The sequence below is a fragment of the Bradyrhizobium sp. 157 genome (assembly GCF_023073815.1).
Lineage (GTDB): Bacteria > Pseudomonadota > Alphaproteobacteria > Rhizobiales > Xanthobacteraceae > Bradyrhizobium.
Genome location: NZ_JADPKF010000100.1, coordinates 19,138 through 37,274 on the forward strand (window position 1 = coordinate 19,138; position 18,137 = coordinate 37,274).

Annotated in this window: 14 protein-coding genes; 12 read left to right on the forward strand and 2 right to left on the reverse strand. The window is 63.4% G+C overall.

Annotated elements, in window-relative coordinates:
- Positions 1-19 precede the first annotated feature (19 nt).
- Complete coding sequence (locus IVA95_RS31235) at positions 20-1,147, forward strand: M20 family metallopeptidase (RefSeq protein ID WP_247513997.1); 1,128 nt, start codon at positions 20-22, stop codon at positions 1,145-1,147.
- Positions 1,144-1,887: a tRNA (guanosine(46)-N7)-methyltransferase TrmB gene (gene trmB / locus IVA95_RS31240; RefSeq protein WP_247513998.1), complete on the forward strand. Its 744-nt coding sequence runs from the start codon at positions 1,144-1,146 to the stop codon at positions 1,885-1,887. Before IVA95_RS31235 ends, trmB begins: the two co-directional genes overlap by 4 nt.
- Before the next feature lie 250 nt (positions 1,888-2,137).
- Here trmB and IVA95_RS31245 read toward each other — a convergent pair whose 3' ends face one another.
- Positions 2,138-3,208, reverse strand: a complete 1,071-nt coding sequence (locus IVA95_RS31245; protein WP_247513999.1) for a DUF2336 domain-containing protein — start codon at positions 3,206-3,208, stop codon at positions 2,138-2,140.
- A 338-nt stretch (positions 3,209-3,546) separates the two neighbouring features.
- On the opposite strand from IVA95_RS31245, the gene rimP reads away from it, so the two are divergent.
- The 9 genes from rimP to IVA95_RS31290 all read left to right on the forward strand — a co-directional run bounded on the left by rimP (position 3,547) and on the right by IVA95_RS31290 (position 14,864).
- Positions 3,547-4,320 carry a ribosome maturation factor RimP gene (gene rimP / locus IVA95_RS31250; protein ID WP_247514000.1) on the forward strand — a complete coding sequence of 258 codons (774 nt, stop codon included), beginning with the start codon at positions 3,547-3,549 and terminating at the stop codon, positions 4,318-4,320.
- 3 nt (positions 4,321-4,323) lie between these two features.
- Positions 4,324-5,934: a transcription termination factor NusA gene (gene nusA / locus IVA95_RS31255; RefSeq protein ID WP_247514001.1), complete on the forward strand. Its 1,611-nt coding sequence runs from the start codon at positions 4,324-4,326 to the stop codon at positions 5,932-5,934.
- A 75-nt stretch (positions 5,935-6,009) separates the two neighbouring features.
- Positions 6,010-6,693, forward strand: coding sequence for an RNA-binding protein (locus IVA95_RS31260; RefSeq protein WP_247514002.1), 684 nt, complete (start codon positions 6,010-6,012; stop codon positions 6,691-6,693).
- A 75-nt stretch (positions 6,694-6,768) separates the two neighbouring features.
- Entirely contained in the window at positions 6,769-9,420 is a 2,652-nt protein-coding gene (infB, locus tag IVA95_RS31265; protein ID WP_247514003.1) for a translation initiation factor IF-2, read from the forward strand.
- 182 nt (positions 9,421-9,602) lie between these two features.
- Entirely contained in the window at positions 9,603-10,016 is a 414-nt protein-coding gene (gene rbfA, locus IVA95_RS31270; protein WP_028347857.1) for a 30S ribosome-binding factor RbfA, read from the forward strand.
- A complete protein-coding gene (truB, locus tag IVA95_RS31275) occupies positions 10,016-11,149 on the forward strand; it encodes a tRNA pseudouridine(55) synthase TruB (protein ID WP_247514004.1) in 1,134 nt (377 codons plus the stop codon). The genes rbfA and truB overlap by 1 nt, the downstream gene beginning before the upstream one ends.
- A gap of 2 nt (positions 11,150-11,151) precedes the next feature.
- Complete coding sequence (gene rpsO / locus IVA95_RS31280) at positions 11,152-11,421, forward strand: 30S ribosomal protein S15 (RefSeq protein WP_028347859.1); 270 nt, start codon at positions 11,152-11,154, stop codon at positions 11,419-11,421.
- Between the two features lie 320 nt (positions 11,422-11,741).
- Positions 11,742-13,898 carry a polyribonucleotide nucleotidyltransferase gene (gene pnp / locus IVA95_RS31285; protein WP_213252765.1) on the forward strand — a complete coding sequence of 719 codons (2,157 nt, stop codon included), beginning with the start codon at positions 11,742-11,744 and terminating at the stop codon, positions 13,896-13,898.
- 219 nt (positions 13,899-14,117) lie between these two features.
- Positions 14,118-14,864, forward strand: coding sequence for a superoxide dismutase (locus tag IVA95_RS31290; RefSeq protein WP_247514005.1), 747 nt, complete (start codon positions 14,118-14,120; stop codon positions 14,862-14,864).
- 69 nt (positions 14,865-14,933) lie between these two features.
- On the opposite strand, the gene katG is transcribed toward IVA95_RS31290, so the two are convergent.
- Positions 14,934-17,087, reverse strand: coding sequence for a catalase/peroxidase HPI (gene katG, locus IVA95_RS31295; protein ID WP_247514006.1), 2,154 nt, complete (start codon positions 17,085-17,087; stop codon positions 14,934-14,936).
- 104 nt (positions 17,088-17,191) lie between these two features.
- Here katG and IVA95_RS31300 point away from each other — a divergent pair, with 104 nt between their 5' ends.
- Complete coding sequence (locus IVA95_RS31300; protein WP_247514007.1) at positions 17,192-18,130, forward strand: LysR substrate-binding domain-containing protein; 939 nt, start codon at positions 17,192-17,194, stop codon at positions 18,128-18,130.
- Positions 18,131-18,137: the final 7 nt, after the last annotated feature.

Here is an 18,137-nt window from a genome sequence, read left to right on the forward strand (position 1 = left end):
ACGCCGTATCGGATACGACATGACGACAACCAATCCCTTCGATTCCGCGCCGATCCTCGAGGGCATTCGCCGCTGGGTCGAAATCGAGAGCCCGACCGAAGCGCCCGAGCAGGTCAACAAGCTCGCCGATCTCGTCGCTGAAGGCTATCGCGGTCTGCCCGCAACGGTGGAGCGGATCGCCGGCCGCTCCGGCTGCGGCGATCACCTGGTGGCGCGCTCGGCATGGGGGCAGGGCGAACCGGGCATCCTGGTGCTGAGCCATCTCGATACCGTGCATCCGCTTGGATTCATCGAGCGGCTGCCATTCCGGATCGAAGGCGACAGCGCATTCGGCCCGGGCATCTACGACATGAAGGGCGGCGCCTATCTCGCCTATCATGCGTTTCGGCAAGTCTGCGCCGATACTACGCGGCCGCCGCTCGGCATCACCCAGCTCTATGTCTCCGATGAAGAGATCGGCAGTCCGACCTCGCGCGCGCTGATCGAGGCCGAGGGCCGCAAGGCGAAATATGTGCTGGTCACCGAACCGGCGCGCGACGGCGGCAAGATCGTCACCGGACGCAAGGGCGTCGGTCGCTTTGAGGTGTTCATCAAGGGCGTGCCCTCGCATGCCGGCACGCGGCCTGAGGACGGCCGCAGCGCCATCCGCGAACTCGGCAATGTCATTCAAACGTTGGAGGCGATGAACGACCTGGCACGCGGCATCACCGTCAATGTCGGCGTCGTCCGCGGCGGCACCAAGCCGAACGTGATCGCGGAAGAGGCCTATGCCGAGGTCGATTTGCGCGTGCCGACGATGGCCGATTCCGACGAGCTCGTTGCCAAAATCCTCAATCTGGAATCGCGCACCGAAGGCGTCACGGTCAAGGTGCTCGGCGAGTTGAACCGCCCTCCTTACGAAAAGAGCAATGCCGGCGCCGCACTCTACGAGCATGCCAAAACGCTGGCGGCCGAGATCGGCTTCGACCTGGTCGACACCTCGACCGGCGGCGGCTCCGACGGCAATTTCACGGCGCCGCATACCGCGACCCTCGACGGCCTTGGCGTTGACGGCCGGGGTGCGCATACCCATTACGAGCAGATGTATGTCTCCTCGATCGAGCCGAGAGCGCGGCTGCTGTTCCGGCTCTACCAGACGCTGCGATGATATCCGCCCCGAACGATACGGAAGACCGCGGCACCGCGCCCGATGACGGCGTGGCTACGCATGCGCGCGGCTCGTTCTTCGGGCGCCGCAAGGGCCACAAGCTCCGCATCCACCAGGCCGACCTGATCGACAAACTGCTGCCGCATCTCGCGCTCGACATTGCGATGCCGGCGCCGGAGCGGCTTACCGATCTGTTCGATGGCCGACCTACAGATGTCAGGCTGGAGATCGGGTTCGGCGGCGGCGAACATCTGATCGCGGAAGCGCAGGCCTATCCGAACATCGGTTTCATCGGCTGCGAGCCGTATGTAAACGGCATGGCCAAGATCCTGACGCAGATCGAGGCGCATAATCTCCGCAATATCAGGCTCTATGCCGGCGACGCCGCGGAATTGCTGGCCTGGCTGCCGCCGCGTTCGCTGACGCGGATCGACCTGATCCATCCCGATCCCTGGCCGAAGCGGCGGCATTGGAAGCGCCGCTTCGTGCAGGACGCAACGGTGAAGGCGATGGCGCGCATCCTGAAGGACGGCGGCGAATTCCGTTTCGTCAGCGACATCGACGATTACTGCGCCTGGACGCTGGCGCATCTGATGCGTTCGCCGGATTTTGTGTGGACCGCCGAGCGCGCCGCCGACTGGCAAAAGCCGTGGGAGGGCTACACCATGACGCGCTACGGCCGCAAAGCCGAGCGTGAGGGAAGAGTGGCGGCGTATCTGCGGTTTCGGCGGGTGAGCTAGATATGTCGTTCCGGGGCGTGCGAAGCACGAACCCGGAATCTCGAGGTTCCGGGTTCGATGCTTCGCATCGCCCTGGAATGACGGAACGCTACTGGTTCGCCGCCTGCGCGAGTTCGGTGTTGAGGAGATGCTTTCGGCTCACGCAGTCATTGCGAGGAGCGATAGCGACGAAGCAATCCATCTCTCGGCAAACGGAGAAATGGATTGCTTCGCTGCGCTCGCAATGACGGGGAAAGGCCTGAGGCCGAAATCACCGCGTCTTCCAGAACTCGACGACGCGCTGGGCGGTCATGGGCATCAGGCGCACGTAGTTCACACGCGCGCTTTCGATGTCGGCAGGCGATGCCGTTCGGTTCGGACCGAGCCTAAGGATGATCAGCGCGCGCACCGTCGCCCATTCGAGATCGATGGCTTTGCCGGCGATCAGGATCGGATCGTAGCGTTCGCCGCTGATCAGGCGGTCGAGGGTTTCAATCTTGACGTCGGTCATCGCCGACAGCGCGGCGATCGACTCCTCGTATTTGAAGGCCCTGGCAAAGTTGAGCAATGCGCCTTCGCCCAGCGCGCCTTCGCGATGGAGTTTCAGCACCGTGCGCTGCGCCGGCACGAAGTCGCGTCGCTCCTCGCGTTCGGACAGGCCGGTGATGGCGCTCATCGCCTGCTTGATGTCAGCCTGCCGCTCGGGCTTGACGACCTGGAACAGGCGGCGACGGATAATGTCGATGGAGCCGGAGAGCAACTCCTTCAATTGCTCAGAAGACAGATCGTCGCGCTGGCCGAGCCTGATCGTCAGCACGCCGTCCTGGCCGGCACGCTTGATCAGCGTCGAATAGCCGTTCGACGAAAAGGCCGCGCCCGCATTGCCGGCGGCGCGCCTGACCACCGCGCGGTCGCCGCGGGCGATCATGACGTCGGTGAGATCGGCCGAAAGCGTAGGCCGCTCCGCCATCGCCAGCAGATGACCCTGACCCTTCAAGGACGCAATTTCGAGCAGCATTTTTTCGTCGATAACCGGCGAGCGGCGCAGCAACGGACCCGCGATGGCGATCTCATCCTCATGGGCGAGTTGGCCGACCAGACCGCGCGGCGCATTCGCCAGCGTCGACAAGCGCTCGGCCAACTCGGCGCGCGCCTCGATCTCGGCATGCGGGACAAGGCTGGTCAGAACACCATCGAACAGATCGACGTGATCGGGGCGGAAGCTCGCCGCCCCCTGCAGGAAAAGCTCGCTAATACGGCGCGCGGCATCGGCGCGGCGCTTGGGGTCGCCACGACTGACGATGTCGTCGAGTTCCGGGATCAGCGATGGTGAAGCAATCATAAACCCACCCAAACCGGCCGAAATTGGCTGGTTTTCGGGAAATCTAGGCAGCGTTCATGAATGAAGGGTTAGACTTTACCCCGCTCTCAAAGCTTGGCAAAATCGGACTTAACGGGATTGCGGGCCTTGTCGGATTGCGGAAAAACCGCTATATCCGCGGCAACTTATGGTTCTCATACGATCGCGTATTGAGAGTGGGCCCCCCGGGACCCGCTCTTTTTTATTACCTGAACCTGCCTTGCCCAGAACGGGGCCTCAAGGGCGGTTCGGGGAACCGGCCGGACCTCCGGTTAGGCCCGGCCTAAACCCATGCAAGTAAGACGCTTTTGACCCTGGACATGACCGATCCAACTGCTGTTCCCGAGGATGCCGACCTCTTGGCCGAGCCCCGTCTCGTCGTCGAGCCGGGCGTGGCGGCGCGGGTATCGGCCGTTGCGGGGCCGGTCTTGCAGGGGATGGGCTACCGGCTGGTCCGGATCAAGATATCTGGCGAGGCCGGCTGCACCGTCCAGATCATGGCCGAGCGGCCCGACGGCTCGATGCAGATCGAGGATTGCGAGGCGATCTCGCGGGCGCTGTCGCCAGTGCTTGACGTCGCCGATCCGATCGACCGCGCCTATCGGCTGGAGATATCATCGCCGGGCATCGATCGACCGCTGGTGCGCCGCTCCGATTTCGAGCGCTACGCCGGTCATCTCGTGAAGATCGAAATGGCGGTCGCTCATCAGGGCCGCAAGCGTTTCCGTGGTACGCTCGCCGGCGTCGAAGGCGATACCGTGCGGCTACATCGGGATGACACACGCGCGGACGAAGATGCCGACGTACTCTTGGTGATGGAAGACATTTCCGATGCGCGGTTGGTTCTGACCGACGAGTTGATTGCTGAATCGATGCGGCGCGGCAAGCAAGCCGAGCGCGAGTTGAAGCAGAATCTCGGGTTGGCGCCGCCGCCTCCGCCGCACGCGAAAAAGAGCGATCCGGCGAAGAGCAAGAAACCGATGACCGGCAAAAAGCCGGAGCCCAAAAAACCTGAGCCAACCAATACAAAGAAACACCGCCTCGCTGCAGAAAAACTCCGCAGGGGCGAGATCGATCCTACCGAAGGAGACTAGACCATGGCAGTCAGTGCCAACAAACTCGAGCTGCTGCAGATCGCAGACGCGGTCGCCCGCGAAAAGTCGATCGACCGCGGCATCGTGATCGCCGCGATGGAAGATGCCATCGCCAAGGCCGCCCGCGCCCGTTACGGCAGCGAGACCGACGTTCACGCCGAGATCGACGCCAAGAAGGGCGAACTGCGGCTGTCCCGCCACATGCTGGTGGTCGATCACGTCGAGAACTCGGCGAACCAGATTTCGCTGGCGGACGCGCAACGCGCCAATCCGGGCGCCCAGGTCGGCGACACCATCGCCGACACCCTGCCGCCGCTGGAATACGGCCGCATCGCCGCGCAATCCGCCAAGCAGGTGATCGTGCAGAAGGTGCGCGAGGCCGAACGCGACCGGCAATACCAGGAGTTCAAGGACCGCATCGGCGACATCGTCAACGGCGTCGTCAAGCGCGTCGAATATGGCAGCGTGATCGTCGATCTCGGCCGCGGTGAAGCCATCATCCGCCGCGACGAAATGCTGCCGCGCGAGGTGTTCCGCAACGGCGACCGCGTCCGCGCCTATATCTTCGATGTCCGCCGCGAAACCCGCGGACCGCAGATTTTCCTCTCCCGCACCCATCCGCAGTTCATGGCCAAACTGTTCGCGCAGGAAGTGCCTGAGATCTACGACGGCATCGTCGAGATCAAGGCGGTGGCCCGCGATCCCGGCTCGCGCGCGAAAATCGGCGTGATTTCCAGGGATTCCTCGGTGGATCCGGTCGGAGCCTGCGTCGGCATGCGCGGCTCGCGCGTGCAGGCGGTGGTGAACGAACTGCAGGGCGAAAAGATCGATATCATTCCGTGGTCGCCCGACATCGCGACCTTCGTCGTCAACGCGCTGGCGCCTGCCGAGGTTGCCAAGGTCGTGATCGACGAGGACCGCGAGCGGATCGAGGTCGTGGTTCCCGATACCAACAACCAGCTCTCGCTGGCGATCGGCCGGCGCGGCCAGAACGTGCGCCTCGCTTCGCAGCTCACCGGCTGGGATATCGACATCCTCACCGAGCAGGAAGAATCCGAGCGCCGTCAGGCCGATTTCGAGAACTCGACCCGCGTTTTCATGGAAGCGCTCAACGTCGACGAAGTGGTGGGCCAGTTGCTGGCATCCGAAGGCTTCACGTCGGTCGAGGAACTGGCGCTGGTCGATGCCAAGGAATTGGCCGGCATCGAGGGTTTCGACGAGGAAACCGCCAACGAGCTGCAGAGCCGGGCGAAAGAATATCTGGAGCAGCTCGAAACCGAGCTGGAAAACAAGCGCAAGGAACTCGGCGTGGAAGATGCAATGAAGAAGGTCCCCGGCGTGACCTCAAAAATGCTGGTGAAGTTCGGCGAAAACGACATCAAGACCGTCGAGGATCTGGCGGGCTGCGCCACCGACGATCTGGTCGGCTGGACCGAGCGCAAGGAAGGCAGCGAGCCGACCAAGCATCCCGGCATTCTCGACGCCAACGAGATCTCGCGCGACGAGGCCGAGCGCATGATCATGCAGGCGCGCGTCATTGCCGGCTGGATCACCGAGGCCGAACTCGCCAAGCAATCCGAGGCGGTTGAAGCCACCGAAGACCAGACGGCGTAATGCGGGTGTTCCGCAAAACCGAATATCGTTTCTGCGCGCAAACCGTGCGCAGATGACTGGAACGATCAAACAGGCATGCTTGCTTTGGCTGACCCCGATCTCGACCATGGGCCGCGGACCGACAAGTCCGCGACCATGCGGATGTGCGCGGTCAGTCGCGAAGTGCGTCCGATCGACGAGCTGATCCGGTTCGTTGTCGCCCCCTCGGGCGAGGTAATCCCCGATGTGAAACGCAAGCTGCCCGGCCGCGGCCTTTGGATATCTGCCTCGCGCCGGATGGTTGCGGAAGCGGTGCGGCGTCACCAATTTAGCAGAGGGTTCAAGCGCGACGTCCGGGTCGCGGCGACCCTTCCCGCCGATACCGAGGCCCTGCTGGAGCGAAGCTGCACCGAGGCACTGGCCATGGCGGCCAAGGCCGGTCAGGTGATTTCCGGCTTTGCCAAGGTCGAGGGCCTGCTCGAACAGGGCAGGGCCGAAGTCCTGATCCACGCTTCCGACGGCGCGGCCGACGGAATCCGGAAATTGGACGCGATCGCCGGGCAAAGGGGCCGAAATATTGGTGAATCCCGGGATTTACCGATCGTTACCGCTTTAACCTCGGCACAATTGGATTTGGCACTGGGCCGGTCAAATGTGATACATGCTGCGCTGCTCGCGGGCCCGGCGAGCAAAACGTTCCTGTCGCGCTGCCAGATCCTGGTTCGATACCGGACGGACGACGACGACAAGACCGGGATGGCGGCCAGAAATTCTGACTGACGAAGATTGGTTCCGAAGACCTGCTTCAATGATGGTGCGGAAAACGCACAACGCTAACGAGATTAGGACTGCTGAATGGTTGATACCAAAACGCCTGGCGACAAGACTTTGAGTGTTCCGACCAAGACCTTGACGCTGAAGCCGCGGGTCGAGACGGGCACCGTACGCCAGAGCTTCAGCCATGGCCGGACCAAGCAGGTCGTGGTCGAAAAGCGTGGCAAGCGCCGCGTCGGCGGCGACGCGCCCGCCACTGAGACGCATGCGCCCGAGCCGGCCGCCACCAAGGCGGCGCCCGCTGCAAAGGCTCCCCTCTCCCGCCCTGCGGCAACGCCGGGTGGCGCGCCGCGCAGCGGTTCGGGCGTGGTGCTGCGAACGCTGACGGAAGACGAGCGTTCGGCCCGCGCCAGCGCGCTGGCCGACGCCAAGATGCGCGAAATCGAAGAACGCCGTTTGGCCGAGGAAGAGGCCAAGCGCCGCGCCAGCCGTGAAGGCATCGAACAGGCCGAACGCGAGGCCGCCGAAGCCCGCCGCAAGGCCGAGGAAGAACGGCACCGCCTGGAAGAGGAAGCCAAGCGCAAGGCCGAAGTCGAGGCCAAGAAGCGATTTGGCGAGACCGAGGCCAAGCCCGCGGCGACGCCGGCACCGGCCGCAGCGCGACCCGCCGCAGCCCGCCCGGCCGGCGCCCGTCCGGCGGTAGTGCCGCCCGCGCGCGCCCCGGGCGTTGCCGCCGACGGTTCCGACGAAGACGAAGGTCCGCGTCAGGTTCGGCGCGGCCCCGGCGGCGCCATTCGCCCCGTGGCCGCTCCCAAGACCACCCACAAGCCCGGCCCACAAAAGGAGCGCGGCCGCCTGACGGTGGTCACCGCGCTCAATGATGACGTGCGCGAGCGTTCGATTGCCTCATTCCGCCGCCGCACCCAGCGCTTGAAGGGCCATGCCTCCAACGAACCGAAGGAAAAGCTGGTCCGCGAGGTCACGATCCCGGAAGCGATCACCATCCAGGAACTCGCCAACCGCATGTCGGAGCGCGCGGTCGACGTCATCCGCCTGCTGATGAAGCAGGGCGCGATGCACAAGATCACCGACGTGATCGATGCCGATACCGCGCAACTGATCACCGAGGAAATGGGCCACACCGTCAAGCGCGTCGCCGCGTCCGACGTTGAAGAAGGGCTGTTCGACGTCGTCGACGATTCCACCGATACCGAGCCGCGCTCGCCGGTGGTCACCGTGATGGGCCATGTCGACCACGGCAAGACCTCGCTGCTCGACGCGCTGCGCCACGCCAACGTGGTGTCCGGCGAAGCCGGCGGCATCACCCAGCATATTGGCGCCTATCAGGTGACCTCGCCGGAAAGCGGCAAGAAGATCACCTTCATCGATACGCCCGGCCACGCCGCGTTCACCGCGATGCGTGCGCGCGGCGCCAAGGTCACCGATATCGTGATCCTAGTGGTGGCGGCCGATGACGGCGTCATGCCGCAGACGGTGGAGGCGATCAACCACGCCAAGGCGGCGAAGGTGCCGATGATCGTTGCGATCAACAAGATCGACAAGCCCGACGCCAAGCCGGAACGCGTGCGCACCGAACTCCTGCAGCACGAGGTTCAGGTCGAATCGTTCGGCGGTGAAGTCGTCGACGTCGAGGTCTCCGCCAAGAACAAGACCAATCTCGACAAGCTGCTCGAGATGATCGCGCTGCAGGCCGAGCTTCTCGACCTCAAGACCAATTCGGAACGGCCTGCCGAAGGCACCGTGATCGAAGCCAAGCTCGATCGCGGCCGCGGTCCAGTCGCGACCGTGCTGGTGCAGCGCGGCACGCTCAGGGTCGGTGACATCATCGTGGCCGGCGCAGAAATGGGCCGCGTCCGCGCGCTGATCTCCGATCAGGGCGAAAACCTCGACGAGGCCGGACCGTCGGTGCCGGTCGAGGTGCTCGGCTTCAACGGCCCGCCGGAAGCCGGCGACCGCCTCGCGGTGGTGGAGAACGAAGCCCGCGCCCGCCAGGTGACGAGCTATCGCGCCCACCAGAAGCGCGAGAACGCGGCTGCCTCGATTTCCGGCATGCGCGGCTCGCTCGAGCAGATGATGTCGCAGCTCAAGACCGCGGGCCGCAAGGAATTCCCGCTGATCGTGAAAGCCGACGTTCAGGGTTCGCTCGAAGCCATTTTGGGTTCGCTGGAAAAACTCGGCACGGAGGAAGTTGCCGCGCGCATCCTGCATGCTGGCGTCGGCGGTATCTCGGAATCCGACGTCACGCTGGCGGAAGGCTTCAATGCCGCGATCATCGGCTTCTCGGTGCGCGCCAACAAGGAGGCCGCGGCCGCGGCCAAGCGCAACGGCATCGAGATCCGCTACTACAACATCATCTACGATCTCGTCGACGACATCAAAAAGGCGATGTCCGGCCTGCTCGCGCCGACGCTGCGCGAAACCATGCTGGGCAATGCGCAGATCCTGGAAGTGTTCAACATTTCCAAGGTCGGCAAGGTCGCCGGCTGCCGCGTCACCGACGGCACCGTGGAGCGCGGCGCCAATGTTCGCCTGATCCGCGACAACGTCGTCGTGCATGAGGGCAAGCTTTCGACGCTGAAGCGCTTCAAGGATGAAGTGAAGGAAGTGCAGTCCGGCCAGGAATGCGGCATGGCGTTCGAGAATTACGGCGACATGCGCGTCGGCGACGTGATCGAGTGTTATCGCGTGGAGACGATCCAGCGCAGCCTGTAAGTCTGAACCTTACGGCTTCGTTAGAAGGATATTTAACTAGTTCGGCGTCATGCCCGGCCAAAAGCGCGAAGCGCGTCTTCGCATCGATGTGCCGGGCATCCACGTCCCAGGATTCAGCAGCAAAGAAGACGTAGATGGCCGGGACAAGCCCGGCCATGACGATTTGTTTTCGAGGACGACGAATGCCCCGCCACCACAGCAAGGGTTCCGCACCCGGCGGCTCGCAACGCCAATTGCGCGTCGGCGAGACCGTGCGCCATGCGGTCGCCGATATTCTATCGCACGGTAACGTGCACGACCCCGACCTCGAAGGCCACATCATCACCGTTCCCGAGGTGCGAATGTCGCCGGACCTGAAACTCGCGACGATTTACGTGATGCCGCTCGGTGGACGTGACACCGACGTCGTGATTGCGGCGCTCGAACGCAACAAGAAGTTCCTGCGCGGCGAGATCGCGCATCGCGTTAACTTAAAATTTGCTCCCGACCTTCGCTTTCGCGTCGACGAACGATTCGATGAAGCAGAACGGATCGAGAAATTACTGCGAACACCTGCGGTGCAAAGAGACCTCGCACCCGATTCGGACGACAAGTGATGACGATGCCCACCGCCGACCGCGTGATCGCGCACCAAACTGCCGATTCGCGCGACGCTGAAAAAAATAATTTTCTCGATTCGCGCAACGATGGTGAACGCCGCGTCGACAACGGCGATCGCCGCACCAACAACGATCCGCGTCACACCAAACAGCCGCGCCAGAACAACCAGCCGCGACGTGACAAGCGCGACGTTCATGGCTGGGTAGTGCTGGACAAGCCGATCGGCATGACCTCGACGCACGCGGTTGCCATTCTCAAGCGCCTGTTCCAGGCCAAGCGCGCGGGCCACGCCGGCACGCTCGATCCGCTGGCGTCCGGCGGCCTGCCGATCGCGCTCGGCGAAGCCACCAAGACGGTTCCGTTCGTGATGGACGGCCGCAAACGTTACCGCTTCACGGTCGCCTGGGGCGAGGAACGCGACACCGACGATACCGAGGGTCGGGTGACCCGGAGCAGCGAACTCCGCCCGTCAGCGGACGCGATCCGGGCCCTGCTGCCCCAGTTCACCGGGCTGATCGAGCAGATCCCGCCGCAATATTCAGCAATCAAGGTCCAGGGCGAGCGCGCCTACGACTTGGCTCGGGACGGCGAAACCGTCGAATTGAAGCCCCGGCCGGTCGAGATTCACGAATTAACCCTTGTAGAACATGGAGATAACGGCCAGTCCGTGTTCGAGGCGGAGTGCGGCAAGGGCACCTATGTCCGGGCGCTGGCCCGCGATATCGGCCGGATTCTGGGCTGTTTCGGCCATATCTGCGCGTTGCGGCGGACTTTGGTGGGCCCATTCCGCGAGACGGACATGATTCCGCTGGAAGAGTTGGAGGCTTTATGCAATAGAGCCGCGTCTGGCGAGGGAAGCCTCGCCGACGCGCTTTTGCCCGTTGAGACCGCGCTGGACGACATCCCGGCACTGGCCGTCACACGGGCGGATGCGGCAAGGCTCCACCGGGGCCAGGCCGTTTTGTTGCGCGGACGGGATGCGCCCAATAGTAGCGGCACAGTCTATGTCACGGTGGCAGGCCGCCTGTTGGCGCTTGCTGAAATTGGCAATGGCGAACTCATCCCCAAGCGCGTGTTCAACCTGACCGGGCTGACTGCCAGTCCCGGTCGCAGCAATGAGAGAGTTTGACGATGTCGATTACCGCCGAACGCAAAGCGGAAGTCATCAAGACGAATGCCACCAAAGCCGGCGACACCGGCTCGCCCGAGGTCCAGGTCGCGATCCTGTCGGAACGCATCAACAATCTCACGGGCCACTTCAAGACCCACGTGAAGGACAATCATTCACGCCGCGGCCTCCTGAAGCTCGTGTCGACGCGCCGCTCGCTTCTCGACTACATCAAGAAGAAGGACGAGGCGCGTTACAAGGCGTTGCTCGAAAAGCATAACATTCGTCGTTGATTTGAGTGTACGCGCGCGCACTTTGCGCGCGTTTTCGCATGATTTTCCGAAGAAACGGACTCCAGTTTTTGGAGACGATCATGCGCAAGGAGCATCATCCGACAAGGATCGTGCTCGACAAACGTCCAGCAGCAATCCGGCCGCTGGACAGGGCAAGGTGCCCATGACTGCCGAGGGGATGGACGCCATCCGAAAGATGAAGACCATGGCAGGATCGCCGGATGCTGATCTCATGTTGCGATCAGCGTCCCGCCATCTTGCGCATGGTCTTTGTGTTTTTGGGCTCCGCGCTCTCGTGAACCCAATGAAAGAAGACCACTATGTTTAATAAGCATTCCGTCGAGATCGACTGGGGTGGACGTCCCCTCAAGCTGGAAACCGGCAAGATCGCCCGTCAGGCCGACGGCGCCGTGCTCGCCACCTATGGCGAGACCGTCGTGCTCGCCACCGTCGTCGCTGCGAAAGCGCCGCGCGAGGGCGTCGACTTCCTGCCGCTGACCGTCGACTACCAGGAAAAGACCTACGCCGCGGGCCGCATTCCCGGCGGCTATTTCAAGCGCGAGGGCCGCCCGACCGAAAAGGAGACGCTGGTCTCCCGCCTGATCGACCGCCCGATCCGTCCGCTGTTCGCCGACGGCTGGCGCAACGAGACGCAGGTCATCGTCACCGTGCTCTCACACGACATGGAGAACGATCCCGACGTGGTGGCGATGGTCGCCGCCTCCGCAGCGCTGACGCTGTCGGGCGTGCCGTTCAAGGGACCGATCGGCGCCGCGCGCGTTGCCTTCAGCAATGACGAATACATCCTCAACCCGACGCTCGATGAAATGACCGACACGCAGCTCGACCTCGTCGTCGCCGGCACGTCGGACGCGGTGCTGATGGTCGAATCCGAAGCCAAGGAGCTCTCGGAAGAGATCATGCTCGGCGCCGTCATGTTCGGTCATCGCCACTTCCAGCCGGTGATCAAGGCGATCATCGAGCTGGCCGAGAAGGCCGCCAAGGACCCGCGCGAAGTCACCACCATCGACAACAGCGAGATCGAGAAGGAAATGCTCGGCCTAGTCGAGCAGGACCTGCGCTCGGCTTACGCAATTCCGATCAAGCAGGAGCGCTATGCGGCGGTCGGCAAGGCCAAGGAAAAGGTGATCGCGCACTACTTCCCGGAAGGCCAGGAGCCGAAATACGACAAGCTGCGCATCGCCGGCGTGTTCAAGGAGCTCGAGGCCAAGATCGTTCGCTGGAACATCCTCGATACCGGCAAGCGCATCGACGGCCGCGACAGCAAGACCGTGCGCAACATCATCGCCGAAGTCGGCGTGCTGCCGCGCGCCCATGGTTCGGCGCTGTTCACCCGCGGCGAGACCCAGGCGATGGTCGTGACCACGCTGGGCACCGGCGAGGACGAGCAGTATATCGACGCGCTGTCGGGAACGTATAAAGAGACGTTCCTGCTGCATTACAACTTCCCGCCCTACTCGGTCGGTGAAACCGGACGCCTCGGCGGCACCAAGCGCCGCGAGATCGGCCACGGCAAGCTCGCCTGGCGCGCGATCCATCCGGTACTGCCGCCGCACCACGAATTCCCCTACACGGTGCGCGTGGTCTCCGAGATTACCGAATCCAACGGCTCCTCGTCGATGGCCTCGGTATGCGGCGCCTCGCTGGCGCTGATGGATGCGGGCGTTCCCTTGAAGCGGCCGACCGCTGGCATCGCGATGGGCCTGATCCTGGAAGGCTCCCGCTTTGCGGTCCTGTCCGACATTCTCGGCGACGAGGATCATCTCGGCGACATGGACTTCAAGGTGGCCGGCACCGACCAGGGCATCACCTCGCTGCAGATGGACATCAAGATCGAGGGCATCACCGAGGAGATCATGAAGGTGGCACTCGGCCAGGCCAGGGAAGGACGTGTCCACATCCTCGGCGAAATGGCCAAGGCGCTGACCAACGCCCGCGCCGAGCTCGGCGAATACGCCCCGCGCATCGAGACCTTCAAGATCGCGACCGACAAGATCCGTGAAGTGATCGGCACCGGCGGCAAGGTGATCCGCGAGATCGTCGAAAAGACCGGCGCCAAGGTCAACATCGAGGATGACGGCACCGTCAAGGTCGCCTCCAACGACGGCGAGGCGATGAAGGCCGCGATCAAGTGGATCAAGTCGATCGCCTCCGATCCGGAGATCGGCCAGATCTATGAGGGCACCGTGGTCAAGGTGATGGAGTTCGGCGCCTTCGTGAACTTCTTCGGCGCCAAGGACGGCCTGGTCCACATCAGCCAGCTCGCCGCCAACCGCGTGCAGAAGACCTCCGATGTCGTCAAGGAAGGCGACAAGGTCAAGGTCAAGCTGCTCGGCTTCGACGACCGCGGCAAGACCCGGCTGTCGATGAAGGTGGTTGATCAGGTCACCGGCGAGGACCTCGAGGCCAAACAGAAGGCGGAAGGCCAAGCGCCGCGTGAAGCCGCCGGCGAGTAAGGCATCGCTAAAATGTGAACAAGAGGGCGGCCGAACGGCCGCCCTTTTTTGTGGGCCGGCCGAGTTACATTGCCAGGACCGCGGCACCTGTGCGATTCCGTCGCAGGGTTATGAGGAAAGAAAACGAAACCCGATCCCGCTCCTCGCCCGTAACTTGCCGCGCGCAGCGGCCTACGGCGCACACAGTCACCAAGCTCACCTACAGTTAAGGAGAAGTCGATGTCATCCATATCCCGGCGCCAACTGATGTTTGCTGCAACCGGTATCGCGGCCGTGGCTGCAGCCCCACGTCTCGTTTTCGCGCAGGCCGCGGCTCCCGCCCCGGCCGCCGACCCAACCGGGCCGTTCACGCTGCCGCCGCTGACCTATCCGACCAATGCGTTCGAGCCGCATATCGACGCGAGGACGATGGAAATCCATCATGGCAAGCATCACGCCGCCTATGTCGCCAACCTCAACAACGTCGCCAAGACCAATCCGCAATTGGGCACGGCGAAGATCGAGAACGTGCTCGGCAACCTGAATGCGCTCGACGACAGCATCAAGTTCACGGTGCGCAACAATCTCGGCGGTCATGCCAACCACACCATGTTCTGGGAGATCATGGGCCCGAACGGCGGCAAGCCCGAGGGCGAGGTGCTGGCTGCGATCGATCGCGATCTCGGCGGCATGGAAAAATTCCAGAACGATTTTAATGCCGCCGGCGGACGCCAGTTCGGCTCGGGCTGGGTGTTCGTGACGGTGAGCAAGGACGGCAAGCTTGCGATCGAGACCCGTCCGAACCAGGATACCCCGATGATGGACGGCAAGCGCGCCCTGATGGGCAACGACGTCTGGGAGCACGCCTATTATCTCAACTACCAGAACCGCCGCGCGGATTATCTGAAGGCGTGGTGGAATACGGTGAACTGGGCCAAGATCGCCGAGCGTTATGCGGCGGCGAAGGCCGGCACGCTCGGCGTTTGAGCGCATTCAATGTGAAAAGGGCGGCCTCTCGGCCGCCCTTTTTGCCTTTGCAGTTGGCCCTTGCCAGGATCAGGCAATGTCGAATCGATCGAGGTTCATCACCTTGTCCCACGCCGCCACGAAATCCTTCGCAAACTTCTCCTTCGAGTCGGTGCACGCATAGACTTCCGCGAAGGCGCGGAGCTGCGAGTGCGAACCGAAGATCAGGTCGACGCGGGTGCCGGTCCACTTGACGGCATTCGTCTTCCGGTCTCGGCTCTCGTATACGCCGTCGGAGCCGGCGGGCTGCCACTGCGTGCCCATGTCGAGCAGGTTGACGAAAAAGTCGTTGGTCAGCGTGCCGGGCTTCTGCGTGAACACGCCGTGCTTCGACCCGCCGAAATTGGCGCCAAGGACACGCAGGCCGCCGAGCAGAACCGTCATCTCGGGCCCCGTCAGCCGCAGCAATTGTGCCCGGTCCACCAATGCCTCTTCAGGCTTCATGAACTGGTGCCTCTTGCTGTTGATATAGTTGCGGAAGCCGTCGGCACGCGGTTCGAGCGGAGCGAAGGATTCGACGTCGGTCTGGTCCTGCGAGGCATCCATCCGGCCCGGCGTGAACGGCACCTTGACGTCTAGTCCGGCGTCCTTTGCGGCTTTTTCGACCGCCGCGCAGCCGCCGAGAACGATCAGGTCGGCAAGCGAAACCTTCTTGCCGAAATCCTTCTGGATCGCTTCGAGCTTCTGCAGCACGGTCTTCAGCTCGGCCGGCTGGTTGACCTCCCAGTCCTTCTGCGGGCTGAGACGAATACGCGCGCCATTCGCGCCACCGCGCTTGTCGGAGCCGCGGAACGTCGAGGCCGAGGCCCATGCGGTCGAGACAAGCTGGGACACCGACAGGCCGGAGGCGAGAATCTTCGCCTTCAGCGCGGCGATGTCCTGCTCGCCGATCAGCGGATGATCGACCGCCGGAATCGGGTCCTGCCAGATCAGCGTTTCCTTCGGCACCAGCGGGCCGAGGTAACGCGCGATCGGGCCCATGTCGCGGTGCGTGAGCTTGAACCAGGCACGCGCGAACGCATCGGCGAACTGGTCCGGATGCTCGTAGAAGCGCCGCGAGATCTTCTCGTAGGCCGGGTCGAGGCGCAGCGACAGGTCGGTGGTCAGCATGGTCGGCACATGCTTCTTCGACTTGTCGTAGGCGTCCGGGATGGTGGCTTCCGCCCCTTTTGCCTTCCACTGCTTTGCCCCCGCCGGGCTCTGGGTCAGCTCCCATTCGTTTTCGAACAGGTTCTTGAAGAACAGATTGCTCCACTTCGTTGGCGTCTGCACCCAGGTGACTTCCGGCCCGCCGGTGATGGCGTCGGCTCCGATGCCCGTGCCATGCTTGCTCTTCCAGCCGAGTCCCTGATCCTCGAGCGCTCCGCTCTCCGGGTCCGGTCCCACCAGCGACGGATCGCCGGCGCCGTGGGTCTTGCCAAAGGAGTGGCCGCCGGCAATCAACGCGACGGTTTCTTCGTCGTTCATCGCCATGCGGAAGAACGTTTCGCGGATGTCCTTGGCCGCGGCGATCGGGTCCGGATTGCCGTTCGGCCCTTCCGGATTGACGTAGATGAGGCCCATCTGCACGGCGCCGAGCGGCTCCGCGAGCTGGCGTTCGCCGCTGTAGCGTTCGTCGCCGAGCCAGGTGCCCTCAGGCCCCCAGAACAGCTCCTCGGGCTCCCAGACGTCGGCGCGGCCGCCGGCAAAGCCGAACGTCTTGAAGCCCATCGATTCCAGCGCGACGTTGCCGGCGAGAATCATCAGGTCGGCCCAGGAAAGTTTCTGGCCGTATTTCTGCTTGATCGGCCACAACAGCCGGCGCGCCTTGTCGAGGTTGGCGTTGTCAGGCCAGCTATTCAGCGGCGCGAAACGCTGCTGGCCCGCGCCGGCGCCGCCGCGGCCGTCCGTGATGCGGTAGGTGCCTGCACTGTGCCACGCCATGCGGATCATCAGGCCGCCATAGTGACCGAAATCGGCCGGCCACCATTCCTGCGAATCCGTCATCAAGGCATGCAGGTCCTTGATCACGGCGTCGAGATCGAGCGTCTTGAATTCCTTGGCGTAGTCGAACGCCTCGCCCATCGGGTCGGACAACGGGGAATTGCGGTGGAGGACCGAGACATCAAGTGCGTCCGGCCACCAGTCGCGGTTCGTGCGTACGCGATTGCCGCCCGAGAATGGGCATTTGGTTTTGTCGTCCATGATTGTCTCCTGAGGGTCGCTTCCTGTTCGGATTGGAAGCACTCTAAGCAGAGCCTTCCATCAGGTGAAGTTGATTTTAATGATCGGTCTGATAAGATATTCTGATGATCCAGATGACGCTCCGACAGCTTCGCTATTTCGACGCGCTGGCACGTCACGGCCATTTCGGACGCGCGGCAGAGGCATGTTCGATCTCGCAGCCGGCGCTCTCGATGCAGATCAAGGAAATGGAGGAAGTTTTGGGCGGCGTGCTGCTGGAGCGCAGCGCGCGGCAGGTGACGCTGACGAAATTCGGCGAAGAGATCGTCCAGCGCGTCCGCGATATCCTGCGATCGGTCGACGAACTCGGCGACTTCGCGCGCGCCTCACGCGACCGGCTCGCGGGGCGCTTACGCATCGGCATGATTCCGACGATCGCGCCCTACCTGCTGCCCAAGGTGATCGAACAGCTCGCGCGCTTGCATCCCGAGCTCGACATTCACATACGCGAGACGCTGACGCCAAAGCTGATCAAGGAGGTCACGGAAGGCCGGCTCGATACCGCGATCGTTGCGCTGCCGGTCTCGGAGCCTTCGCTGACAGAGGTCGCGTGCTTTTCTGAGAACTTCCTGCTGGTGCGGCCGGGCGAGGATGAGGGCACGCCCGTGCCGAGTCATGAAACGCTGCGTGAAATGCGGCTCTTGCTGCTCGAGGAGGGACACTGTTTTCGCGAGCAAGCGCTGTCGTTCTGCAACATGCAGTCCTCGCCGCCGCGGGAAGTCCTGGACGCGAGCTCGCTGTCGACGCTCGTGCAAATGGTCGGCGCCGGTATCGGCGTCACCCTGATTCCGGAAATGGCGGTGGCGGTGGAAACCCGCTCGGCGCCGGTCTCCGTCGCCCGCTTCAGGAATCCGCAGCCGTCGCGAACCATTGGCATGGTCTGGCGCAAGACAAGCCCGCTTGCCGGACAGCTCCAGCAGATCTCCGAAGTGGTTTGCCTCGCGGCCGACGCATTGCGCGAACAGCGCAAGATAGGATCGTCATCACGGAAATCGCGGACCTGACGGGTCG